Below are 10,661 nucleotides of genomic sequence, written 5' to 3'. Positions count from 1 at the left end.
GAGGGCGGCATTTCAGGCTATGTGAGCCTGAATACACAGGCCACTGACCCTAAGAGCCACACCCTCGTCGAATCTCTTCTACTTGATTCCCAGCGCTACCGCTACCTGCTAAATTCCGATGGTAGACCCTATGTTGAGCACTGAGCATCTGCTTGTTCGCCTGGCGCAATCGGCAAATTCTTCGCCGGAGTTTATCCTGAGCGAAGTCGAAGGGGCTCAGAATGACAATCGTGAAGCTCACCCGCCGTGATGATTTCACGCTCCTTGAATGCCTTGATCCGCCGCTCTCTAAATGCGCGAAAGCGTTTCCGCATATTGTCGGTTTAGGGTCTAGAACTCCTGCAGTAATCGCCCAAGACCAGCGAGTCGATCGGTGATGCCCGCCATGCGCAGGGCTTGCCACAGGCCTGCTTGATTGCTGGTGACCACCGGTAGTCCCGTGTCTTTTTCCAACGGTTCGATGGCCTCGAAGCTGCGCAGGTTGCCGCACGAGATCAGGATGCCATCGGCATCGGGCGCGGTTTTGACAACTTCACGCGCCAAGCGGTAGGTCGCGTCGGGCTCTACTTTGCCCATATCGATGCTGCGCTTGAGCCCCATCCCGCGGATGGCGGCGACTTTGAATCCGGACTGCTCCAATACGTCGACGAGCCGTGCATCGATGTCGGCAAGATACGATGTCGCGATTGCCGGACGGGTGATGCCCAGGGTCTTTAGCGCGTTCACAACGGCCGTCAGCGATGTTGTGGCTCGAATGCCGGTTGTGCTTCTAATGCGCTCGGCCAGCTCTTTGTCGTGACCGAAGCCTTTGAAAAAGGCGATAGCGGTGCCGGCTTGCAAGATCACGTTAACTTCGGCGGAGGCTAGCTCCAGCGCGGCGCGCTCGACTTGCTTGACGGTTTCCGCAAGACCTTCGACGGTCACGTCGTGCAAGAGCGTGCGGGTTTCGACAAGACAAACGCCTTCCGGTAGATGCCTGCGCCATTCTTCGCAGCCGACGGTTTCGGGCGAGGGGGAGATGCGGCCAATCTTTGCGCGCCAGCCGTACATATTAAGGAATGAGCAGGAGCTTGCCGATTGTCGACCGCGACTCCAGGTCGCGGTGCGCCGCCGCCGCGTCGGCGAGCGGGTAAGTGTTTCCGATTGTCACTTTCAGTTTGCCCGCTTCGATCCAACAAAACAGATCGCCGGCGCGCTTTTCGACATCGGCATGGTTAGCGACGTTGTGTGTGAGACTGGGTCGCGCCAGCGACAGCGACCCTTTGCCATTCAAGACCGCCGTGTCGAAGGGCGGCACCGGGCCGCTTGCCTGGCCGAAGATCACAAGCATGCCGAGCGGTGCCAGTGAATCGAGACTCTTTTCGTAAGTGGCTTTGCCGACCGAATCGTAGACAATATTCACCCCGCGGCCATCGGTGAGTTTTCTAACCTCTGCGGCAAAGTCGTTCTTTGTATAATCGATCACGGCATCGGCGCCGGCTTGGGTTACGAGCTTGGCTTTTTCGGCAGACGAAGTCGTGCCGATGACTCGTGCGCCGAGCTTCTTGGCGATCTGCACGAGGAGCAGCCCAGTGCCGCCGGCGGCGGCATGAATGAGCACGCTGTCATTGGTTTTGAGCGCATAGGTGCTGTGCGTGAGGTAGTGGGCGGTCATTCCTTGCAGCATGACCGCGGCAGCGAGCTGCGAGCTTATCGACGACGGCAGCTTGATCAGATGCCACGCGGGCACGGCATAATATTCGGCGTAGGAGCCGTAGCCGTTGGATACGCCGTAGGCGACCCGGTCACCGATCTGGAATCCGTGTACTTCTGCGCCGATCTCAACGACTGTGCCCGCTGCCTCTGCGCCAGGAGTGTAAGGTAAGGGGCGTTGATGGTGCCCGCCCCAGTGAAAACCGGAGCGATAATAGATGTCGAGATAGTTGATGCCGGCCGATTCGATTTTGACGAGCACTTCGCCTGGTTTGGGCTTGGGCTCCGAAACTTCTTCGTAGCCGAGCACTTCGGGCGCGCCGAGCTCGTGGACGCGAATGGCCTTCATGCGTCGATCGGGAGGGCCGACCAGCCGGTCGCCCCTCCGATTGTTGGTGTCATTCCGTTGTCAATTCTCCAGGATCGCGATCACCCGCGCCGGGGCGGATTCGGTTTTCCACTTCACCGGCAGTGCGATCACTTGCGCGGTTGGACCAATCTGATCGAGGTTGATCAAGTTTTCGATCTGGAAGGTAACTCGCGGCAGGATCGTACGATGCACGCGCATGGCGCTGTCCAAAATCTGATCGGCTTGCTGATAGTCGGCGCCCTTTTCTTCTTGAGCGAAGTCGAAGCCGACAACCGCCGGTTTCTTTGCCACGACCCACTGCGCGGCTTCCTTGGTTAAGTAGGGCGAGTCGTTCCACCATTTCGGATCAGTCGTATCATGACCCTTGGGCCAATCGGTTCTCAAGAAAAGCATGCCGCCTTCGTCAATAGAGACACCCTTTTGATTCAAGTCCTTTTCGGCCTTGTCTAAGTCCTCCGGCAATATCGCCGCATGAGCTTTTCCCTTTGCGGTGATATCCAACACCACGGCCTTGCCGACCATCGGTTCCAACGGCAGTTTTTCAATCGACGGCTTGTCGCGGAAAAAGTGATGCGGTGAGTCGATGTGCGTGCCGACGTGGACGGTCATTTGCACGACGTTCGACACAAAACCTTTGTCTTCCCAGTTGATGATCGGGCGGAGCTTAAAATATTTTTCGTCGGGCGCAAAGGGCGCCGAGTCGCATTCTTCGACGGTCATACTGAGATCGACGATACGCATGGTTTTTTCCTCCAATGACCGCTTCCTTTATCGTTGGGCACTCGCGAAATGTCAACGCCGCCCAGGGCGCAGGGGCGTAAGCCATTTGGCAACCGAAGCTACGTGGTCGATTTGCCAAAAATCTTTGAGAAAGCGTTCGGTCGCTGCACCGCCAAGCGAACCGTGCGAGCATTGGCGAAATTTGCTTTCGATCTCCTCTTTTGAAGCGGGTAGCTTTGGGTGGCCGCGGGCGATGGTTGCGCGGGCCCGGTGTCGTTGCCCATCGGTTAGAATGACCTCGACTGTGCTGCCGCGATCTTCGCCATGGCGAGCGAGGACGACCCGCCGCATGAGTCGTTGCAGGCTGCGATCTTTGAGTTTTTCTTCCGTGAACTGATACAAACCGGCGGCGCGATCACTGAGTGCTACCGCAGCTGCAAAGGGCAGACTAAACTTCGCTTCCAGCGCATTTTTCGGATTGGGATAAACCAACGGTAGCGCCGCTTTGGCGTTCAGCGAAACGCGAATGAGGTTAACCTGTTGTGGTTTTAGGTCGTGGATTTTCACCAAGTCGATCAGCGCATCGAGCACCGGATGGAGTGTTCCAGGACCGGGATAGAGCTTGATAGCGACGCCAGGCTTGTCAAAAAACAGTGGCTGGCCGAAGCGCAAAAGTTTTTTGTCTATCTTGTTTTTCGCCGCCGCACTGAAAAAGCCCTGGACGTCATCGAAGACATTGGCGGACGCTGTAAATCCGTGCTCGGCAAGCGTCGCAGCGAGCACGCCGCCTTCGGCCGCGCGGCCGGCGCTGAGCGACTTGGCCATCGTGCCGCGCTGGGCGCGCAGGCCCGAGGCAAAAGTTCCGGCAATGCCTAATGCCCATTGGGTTTGTTCTCCATTTAGTCGCAGCAGATGGGCGCATGCCGCTGCGGCGCCGAAAACACCGAGCGTGCCGGTTGGGTGGAAGCCATCGAGATAATGGCTCGGGTCGATGGCATCGCCCAAGCGGCAGGCGACTTCGACGCCGGCGATGTAGGCTGCCAAGAGAGCGTTGCCGGAAGATCCCTGGGCTTCGGCGAGGGCCAAGGCCGCCGCCAAAACCGGCGCGGTCGGGTGAACTTGCTGGCCTGCAGGCCGTGAAGGCTGAGTTGCCAGCTGGGCGTCGTCGTAGTCGAGCACATGCGCGGCTACGCCGTTAAGCAGGGCGGCCTGTCCAGCGCTGCTCCTGTGCTGGGTGCCGACGAGGGTTGCTTGTCTTGAACCGGTATTTCTTAGGATGTGACGCCGTAGCACTCGGCTGGCGTCCTCGCGGACGCCGCCAAGCATGCAAGCCAGACCGTCTAGAATGTGCAGTTTAGCAATTTCGCAGACTTCGTTAGGAGTGCCCCGAAGCTGAAAGTGGGAAACAAATTCGGCGATGCGCCTTGCGGTATTATCGCGAATCAACGCTGACTCAGAACCGACTGGCAACTCGAAACCCGAAACATTACCGCTCCGGCGGTCATGCCGGCTTCTTCGCCCTAGCGGCGCGGCGTCCTTTGCGAGCCTCTTTGGCCTCTTCGATGACGCTCTCGCTGCTGCGCCCTTCGAGCTTGGGCAGGACGTTGTCGTTGATCCATTTTTTGTCCCACCATTCTTTGGGCAAGATCGCGACGCCCTGAAGATAGACGCCAAAGTGTAAATGGTCGCCGCCGGCAAAGCCGGTCTCGCCGGTTTTGCCGATGATTTGTTCCTGCTTGACTGAGTCGCCGACTTTCACGTCCATTGAGCTCAAGTGTGAATAGAGCGTCATCAGCCCCAAGCCATGATCGATCATCACGGTGTTGCCGTAAATGCCCAGATCGCCGACGAAGGAGACCACGCCGCTATTGGCCGCCTCGACGGGATATTGTTTGGTCACCGAAAGATCGAAGCCCAAATGATAGGCTTTATCGAGCGTCTCGTCGTTGTAAACATAGGTGCGCGCGTCAGCGAAATTGGCTTCGACTTTCGAGTTGGAAAGCTGGGTAAACGGGCCCTGCCAGAGCATCTTGTCGGCGCTCTTCTTGCCGATCGCCTCAATCTTATCCTCGTTCTCTTTGCGCAGCCGCTTGTTGACGCTGATAAATCGTTCACGAATGCTTTTCTGCCGCGTGCCGACGTCGCTCACCAGGGGCGTCACTTTGTTCTCGATAAAGCCATCGGAAAGTTTGATGGTGCTGGTTTTGTACTTTACTTCTTTGAGGTTGTAGACGAGCTTCATTTCGCGCGTGTTGCCAGCCTTATCCGTGGCGTAGAGCACCGCGCGCTCGCTTTCGCTCGCGTTGTAGGGGTGGGCGAAAAACGCCAAATACTGGTTGGTGTCTTTCAGCTGCCCTTTGTATCCCGGGAATGTATAGTTGCCGATTTTGACGCCCGAATTGAGCGTGTCGGCCGAGGGCTTGTAAACGATCACGCCGACACCGCCAAAGTTGACGTAACGGTCGTCGGCGATCAGCTCAATGGTTGGCGGCGAAACGTCAATGGTGACGTGTTTTTCGATCAGTGTCTGGTTGCCGCGGAAAAAATTCCACAACGAGCGGTCCTGCGCCTTGATGCGCAGCACGGCTGGGCCTTCCTTCAGGCCGGTCATCTTCGCAGACAGCGCGACGTTGATTTTCTTTTGCATGACCGGCTGGCTGAACTCTTCGTTGGCCAAAACCACATCGCTGCCGCCGGCCGTCAACGTCGCGTTGAGCGTTTTCAGGCCGGTGCCTTCTTCGGTCACGTCGATATCGATGGCGCCCAATCCAATGGTATCAACGTCGGGGGTGATTTTTACCAGCGGTTTTTTCCACTCGAAGCGAGGCGCCGCAAAAAAGATCCCGGCGATCAATCCCACGGCAAGCAGAGCGTAAAGCACGTTCAACACCGGCCGAAAGTTGCGCTGTCGTCTGCCAAGTTCAATGGTGGCCATATTTGCGCGAGAAGACCTTCTAGAAAATCGTTGAAATCAACATAGACACGAGGCCGTGCGATGTCAACGAAACAGTGTCAAAGCATGCCGCGGTCGCTGAAGCTAAAGTAGCGGTCGTGGCCAATGACGATGTGATCAAGCACGCGCACGCCGATCACTTCGCCGACTTGTTTTAAGCGCCGGGTGATCTCGATGTCTTCGGGGCTCGGCGCCGGATCGCCGCTTGGGTGGTTGTGGACGAAAATGACGGCGGCAGCCGATTCACGGATCACCGGATTGAAAACCTCGCGCGGATGCACCAGCGCGGCAGTGAGCGACCCTTCGGAAATTTTAACGTCGCGCAGTTTACGGTTTTTGTTATTAAGCAGCACGACGTAGAAAAACTCCCGCTTTTCTTTTTTCAAGGCGTCGCGAAAGTGGTGAAAGACATCTTCGGACGATCGCAGCGGTTGGCCGCTGTCCCACGAGCGGCTGCCAACGCGCCGGGCAATCTCCAAGGACGCTTTGAGTTGCGATGCTTTGGCCGGGCCGATGCCTTTGACGCTCGTCAGCTCCGCCACGCTTGCCTGGTCGATGCCGGTGAGACTTTGAAACTTATCGAGCAGAACGCGCGCCTGATCGATGGCGTTTTCGCCGGTGCTGGCGTTGCCGTTTCTGAGCACGATGGCCAAGAGCTCGGTATCGGTTAGCGCCTGGGGGCCTTTGTCTAAGAGCTTTTCGCGCGGCCGGTCTTCGGCCGGCCAATCTTTGATGGTTTGGTAGGATGCCACGGACACCTCGCTCGGAGTTCCAGATGTGCTGACACATCTTGTGTCCCTGGACTTTTCGAATCCTGTATCACAGTGAGGCGATCAGTCCAACACGCGGAGCGCAAGCCCTTTTAAGTACTCTCCCTCGGGGTGATGCAGACTCACGGGGTGATCGGGTGGGGCGCCGAGCCGCGCGAGAATCGTTGCCTTGCGGCCGGCGTCGACGGCGGCGCCGAAGACGACCTTTTGAAATAGATCGGCGGGTAGATGTTGCGAGCAGGAAAACGTCAGGAGAGTGCCGCCGGGGTTAAGCCGCTTGAGCGCGTGCATGTTTAAAAATTTGTAGCCGCCGGTGGCGGCATCGACATCGCTCCGTTTGTGCGCCAATGACGGTGGGTCGAGGACGATCACATCGAAGGTCTGGTCGGATTCTTTGAGATAAGCGAAGGCATCGCCTTTGATGAGCTCGCGCTTGGTTTCAGCCACGCCGTTTAGCTCCAGGTTCTTCTCGGCGATTTCTAGGGCCGGGTGTGAAGAGTCAAACGTGACGACTCCTTTGGCGCCTGCAGTAAACGCGTAAACCGAAAATCCGCCGGTGTAGGAGCAGCAATTGAGCACACTCTTGTCATGTGCAAGCGTTGCGAGAAACGCGCGATTGTCGCGCTGATCGAGAAAAAAGCCGGTCTTCTGGCCGGCGCGGATATCGACGAGCAGTTTGTGGCTGTTTTCTTGAATGGTAATTAGCTCCGGCGGCGCCTCGCCCGCGAGCGCGCCGACAGAATCGGTCAAACCTTCTTCGCGGCGGACCCGCCCTTCGCTGCGCTCGTAAATGCCGCTCGGTTGGGTGAGCTCGGTCAGCGCGGCAATGATGTCGTCTTTGAATAGCTCGATGCCGGCGGTGAACAACTGGCAGACAAGATAATCTCCATAGCGATCGACAATCAGCCCGGGGAGAAAGTCGCCTTCGCCGTTGACTATGCGATAGGCATCGGTTGCCGGCGAGAAATAGGCGCCGCGGAAATCAACGGCGCGCTTTAGTTGGCGAATGAAAAACTCGCGATCGATCGGGTCTTTTTTCCAGGTGAGCAGCCGAACCACGAGTTGGCTCTTGGGGTTGTAAAGGCCGCGGGCGAGCCAGTTTTTCTTGTAGTCAAAGACATCGGCGACGCCAACTTCGTTGATATCGCCTTCGCTACGCTCAACGGCTCCGGAGAAAATCCACGGATGGCCGCGCAGCACCGGGCGCTCGCGGTCTTTCTTGAGGTAGAGGGCGGTCATCGCCGATCAATCCAAAATCCAAAATCGAAAAGCCAAAATCGCCTCATTCGCCCCGAATGAACGTTCCGCTCTTGCCGCCGCTCTTTTCAACCAGGCGAATCTCGCCAATCACCATCTCGCGATCGACGGCTTTGCACATATCGTAGATCGTAAGCCCGGCGGCGGAGACCGCAGTCAGCGCTTCCATCTCGACGCCGGTTTTGCCGCTGACTTTGACCGAGGCTTCGATTTCGACCCGCGCTGGGTCATCGGCGGCGGTGAGCTCGACTTTGACCGATGTAATGGCTAGCGGGTGGCACATGGGAATTAACTCGGAAGTTTTCTTGGCGGCCATGATGCCGGCCACCCGCGCGACTGAAAAAACATCGCCTTTCTCAACTTTGCCGCTGCGGATGAGCGCGAGAGTTTCGGGGCGCATTTGAATCGTGCCGCGGGCGACCGCGATGCGGCTGGTGATTTCCTTGTCGCTGACATCGACCATGCGCGCGCGGCCTTGTTCGTCCAAGTGACTGAGCGTTGCCATCAGGTTTGTTTCTCCCTCGAAAATTTTATGTTACAGAAACCGCATGGATAAAAAAAGTCACTACAAAGTTATCATCTTGGGTTCCGGTGCCGCTGGCCTCACCGCAGCGATTTACACAGCGCGCGCCAATCTTCAACCGTTGGTTGTTGAAGGTTCACAACCGGGCGGTCAATTGACAATCACAACCGACGTCGAGAACTTTCCCGGCTTTCCAAAGGGCATCATGGGCCCGGAGTTGATGGAAGAGTTTAAAAAACAAGCGCTGCGCTTCGGCACCGAAACTCTGTTTGCCGAAGTGACGGCGGTCGACTTGAAGCAACGGCCTTTCAAAGTGACCGCGAGCAAAGATGTCTACACCTGCGACACGCTGATCGTCGCCACCGGCGCCACGGCGAAGCTCCTTGGCTTAGAGTCTGAAATGAAGCTCATGGGCCACGGCGTCTCGGCGTGCGCGACCTGCGACGGCTTTTTCTTTAAGGACAAGGAACTGGTCGTCGTCGGCGGCGGCGACACGGCCATGGAAGAGGCGACGTTTTTGACCAAGTTCGCCAGCAAAGTAACCGTGGTTCACCGCCGCGACACGCTGCGCGCCTCGAAGATCATGCAGGAGCGGGCACAGAAGAATGAAAAGATTGCATTCATCTGGGACAGCGCTGTGGAGGACGTCTATGGCGATCCGAAAGCGGGCGGGGTCACCGGCGTGAAGCTGAAAAATTTGAAAACCGGCAAGACTTCCGATTTCAACTGCGACGGTTTGTTCATCGCCATCGGTCACGAGCCCAACTCAAACCTCTTCGTCGGCCAATTGGACCTTGATCCGACCGGCTACATTCTCACCCATGATGGTTCTAAGACCAATGTGGCCGGTGTCTTTGCCTGTGGTGACGTGCAAGACCAGGTTTACCGCCAAGCGATCACGGCCGCGGGCAGCGGTTGTATGGCGGCCATCGACGCTGAGAGGTTCTTGGAAAACCAAGCGCATTGATGTTGCGCGCTGGTACGGACAGGTCGCGACCTGTCCCTACGCAAATTTGAGCAAATCCATGGCCAGCTTGGGGCCAATTCCTTCGTCTTCGTGTTTGAAGAAAACATAGGCGCGGTCCCAAGACTGGGCGAATATCCGCTCTTTCCAGCGCACCAAGTCGGCGTGTTGGTAATTTGTTCGGCGCAGCCGTAGATAACCCCAGTTTGCGGTAGGAACCAGGTCGCGAAGTTCTTCGTCGTCGGTTTCGCTCACGCATAGTGCGTAGTTCCGCGTGCGCAAACAGGCGAAAACCTCCTCGCAAAACCACGAAGGGTGGCGAAATTCGAAAGCGACGTTGCCGTCACTGGGTAACACAGCGAGGAATTTTTGCAGGCGATCGAGGTCGGCTTTTAAATTCGGCGGGAGCTGAAACAGATACACTCCAGCTTTTTCTTTCAGCGCCGCGGCAACCCCAAAAAAATATTCAACCTCTGACTCGGCTTCTTTGAGCCGTTTCATATGCGTGATGCGCTGCGGCGCTTTGAGCACAAAGCGAAAATCTGGACCCACCTGTTCCGCCCATGACTGGACGACGCTTTTTTTCGGCATGCGATAGAAAGTGTTGTTGATCTCGACCGTACTGAGCTTCGAGGCGTAGAACGACAGCATATCTTTCGCTGCCAGCTTTTCCGGATAGAAATTGCCGAGCCAAGGTTCGTAGCTATAGCCGCTGGTGCCGACCCAGAGTTTCATGGCTGTCGTTCTTTCATTTGCGCCCTGCTCCAGTCGAGCTGAAGTCCAAGATCTGCCACCCATCGATCCACGCAAGCAGTGTCCAAACCGGCTCCTTGGGTGCGGCGGACATAATATTTGTCTTCCGGGAAATGCTTCAATAAATCGTCCAAACTTATTGGATTGGGTGCGATGACCAGATCGATGTCTTGCGTTGCGCGGGGGGAGCCGTGGATCGAGCTGGCGAAAGAGCCAGTTAGCATGTAGGGAATATTAGCCGATTCCAGAATCTGTAATATGCGGCGAAGGACGTCGTCAGCGATCTCGTCGAACGCCATATAATTCCCAGATGAGCTCCGCGCGAACCGCCGTTTCATCAAACTCAGGATGTTTTGCGCGAATACGCGCGCGTGCCAGTTCGCGAACCATCTCGCTCATGTTCACAGCAAGTTCTAACCGGCGCGGATCGCCAAGTTTGCGGTGTATGCTCGTCTGAATTTGCCGCGCTTCGGATGAGGTGTCGCTCAACATAGGGTCAACGTAACACCCGAGACAAGATTAGACCAGTCGTCCATAACTCCGCTCTAAGGTTCCGCACCGACGGTCAACGGCACATACGTAGACGCGGATGCTGGGCGGCAGTTTGGGGCGGTATAATCGAGCGGGTGACCCGGCGACTGGTCAGCGCCGCTGTTCGT

Annotated in this window: 11 protein-coding genes; 1 reads left to right on the top strand and 10 read right to left on the bottom strand. The window is 57.0% G+C overall.

The window, feature by feature from the left end:
- Window positions 1-330: 330 nt before the first annotated feature.
- The 8 genes from FJ145_26135 to moaC form a co-directional block, all read right to left on the bottom strand.
- Entirely contained in the window at window positions 331-1,050 is a 720-nt protein-coding gene (locus FJ145_26135) for a hypothetical protein (protein ID MBM4264891.1), read from the bottom strand.
- A 1-nt stretch (window position 1,051) separates the two neighbouring features.
- Entirely contained in the window at window positions 1,052-2,041 is a 990-nt protein-coding gene (locus FJ145_26130; GenBank protein MBM4264890.1) for a quinone oxidoreductase, read from the bottom strand.
- Window positions 2,042-2,101: 60 nt separating this feature from the next.
- Window positions 2,102-2,803: a cyclase family protein gene (locus FJ145_26125; protein ID MBM4264889.1), complete on the bottom strand. Its 702-nt coding sequence runs from the start codon at window positions 2,801-2,803 to the stop codon at window positions 2,102-2,104.
- 51 nt (window positions 2,804-2,854) lie between these two features.
- Window positions 2,855-4,480 (bottom strand): MmgE/PrpD family protein, encoded by a 1,626-nt coding sequence (locus FJ145_26120; protein ID MBM4264888.1) that lies wholly within the window; start codon window positions 4,478-4,480, stop codon window positions 2,855-2,857.
- Window positions 4,284-5,717, bottom strand: a complete 1,434-nt coding sequence (locus FJ145_26115) for a M23 family metallopeptidase (GenBank protein ID MBM4264887.1) — start codon at window positions 5,715-5,717, stop codon at window positions 4,284-4,286. Before FJ145_26115 ends, FJ145_26120 begins: the two co-directional genes overlap by 197 nt.
- Window positions 5,718-5,794: 77 nt before the next feature.
- On the bottom strand, window positions 5,795-6,487 hold the full coding sequence (locus FJ145_26110; GenBank protein MBM4264886.1) for a JAB domain-containing protein: 693 nt from the start codon (window positions 6,485-6,487) through the stop codon (window positions 5,795-5,797).
- A gap of 81 nt (window positions 6,488-6,568) precedes the next feature.
- The gene (locus FJ145_26105; protein ID MBM4264885.1) at window positions 6,569-7,744 is read right to left on the bottom strand and encodes a class I SAM-dependent rRNA methyltransferase; all 1,176 of its coding nucleotides are present in this window, start codon (window positions 7,742-7,744) and stop codon (window positions 6,569-6,571) included.
- A gap of 43 nt (window positions 7,745-7,787) precedes the next feature.
- The gene (gene moaC, locus FJ145_26100; GenBank protein MBM4264884.1) at window positions 7,788-8,267 is read right to left on the bottom strand and encodes a cyclic pyranopterin monophosphate synthase MoaC; all 480 of its coding nucleotides are present in this window, start codon (window positions 8,265-8,267) and stop codon (window positions 7,788-7,790) included.
- A 43-nt stretch (window positions 8,268-8,310) separates the two neighbouring features.
- Here moaC and trxB point away from each other — a divergent pair, with 43 nt between their 5' ends.
- Window positions 8,311-9,252, top strand: a complete 942-nt coding sequence (gene trxB / locus FJ145_26095) for a thioredoxin-disulfide reductase (protein MBM4264883.1) — start codon at window positions 8,311-8,313, stop codon at window positions 9,250-9,252.
- Window positions 9,253-9,288: 36 nt separating this feature from the next.
- Here trxB and FJ145_26090 read toward each other — a convergent pair whose 3' ends face one another.
- Complete coding sequence (locus tag FJ145_26090; protein ID MBM4264882.1) at window positions 9,289-9,984, bottom strand: DUF72 domain-containing protein; 696 nt, start codon at window positions 9,982-9,984, stop codon at window positions 9,289-9,291.
- Complete coding sequence (locus FJ145_26085; protein MBM4264881.1) at window positions 9,981-10,301, bottom strand: hypothetical protein; 321 nt, start codon at window positions 10,299-10,301, stop codon at window positions 9,981-9,983. The genes FJ145_26090 and FJ145_26085 overlap by 4 nt, the downstream gene beginning before the upstream one ends.
- Window positions 10,302-10,661 lie beyond the last annotated feature (360 nt).

The sequence above is a fragment of the Deltaproteobacteria bacterium genome (assembly GCA_016874755.1).
In the GTDB taxonomy this organism is placed as follows: domain Bacteria; phylum Desulfobacterota; class Binatia; order UBA9968; family UBA9968; genus DP-20.
Note: the sequence above shows the minus strand (reverse complement) of the source record. Positions and strands in the feature narration are given on the sequence as shown.

What these genes read in the sequence shown, in the direction of transcription:
- trxB (MBM4264883.1), top strand. Translation starts at nt 8,311, where the DNA reads ATGGATAAAAAAAGTCACTACAAAGTTATCATCTTGGGTTCCGGTGCC.
- FJ145_26130 (MBM4264890.1), bottom strand. Translation starts at nt 2,041, where the DNA reads ATGAAGGCCATTCGCGTCCACGAGCTCGGCGCGCCCGAAGTGCTCGGC.
- moaC (MBM4264884.1), bottom strand. Translation starts at nt 8,267, where the DNA reads ATGGCAACGCTCAGTCACTTGGACGAACAAGGCCGCGCGCGCATGGTC.
- FJ145_26125 (MBM4264889.1), bottom strand. Translation starts at nt 2,803, where the DNA reads ATGCGTATCGTCGATCTCAGTATGACCGTCGAAGAATGCGACTCGGCG.
- FJ145_26085 (MBM4264881.1), bottom strand. Translation starts at nt 10,301, where the DNA reads ATGGCGTTCGACGAGATCGCTGACGACGTCCTTCGCCGCATATTACAG.
- FJ145_26090 (MBM4264882.1), bottom strand. Translation starts at nt 9,984, where the DNA reads ATGAAACTCTGGGTCGGCACCAGCGGCTATAGCTACGAACCTTGGCTC.
- FJ145_26115 (MBM4264887.1), bottom strand. Translation starts at nt 5,717, where the DNA reads ATGGCCACCATTGAACTTGGCAGACGACAGCGCAACTTTCGGCCGGTG.
- FJ145_26105 (MBM4264885.1), bottom strand. Translation starts at nt 7,744, where the DNA reads ATGACCGCCCTCTACCTCAAGAAAGACCGCGAGCGCCCGGTGCTGCGC.
- FJ145_26135 (MBM4264891.1), bottom strand. Translation starts at nt 1,050, where the DNA reads ATGTACGGCTGGCGCGCAAAGATTGGCCGCATCTCCCCCTCGCCCGAA.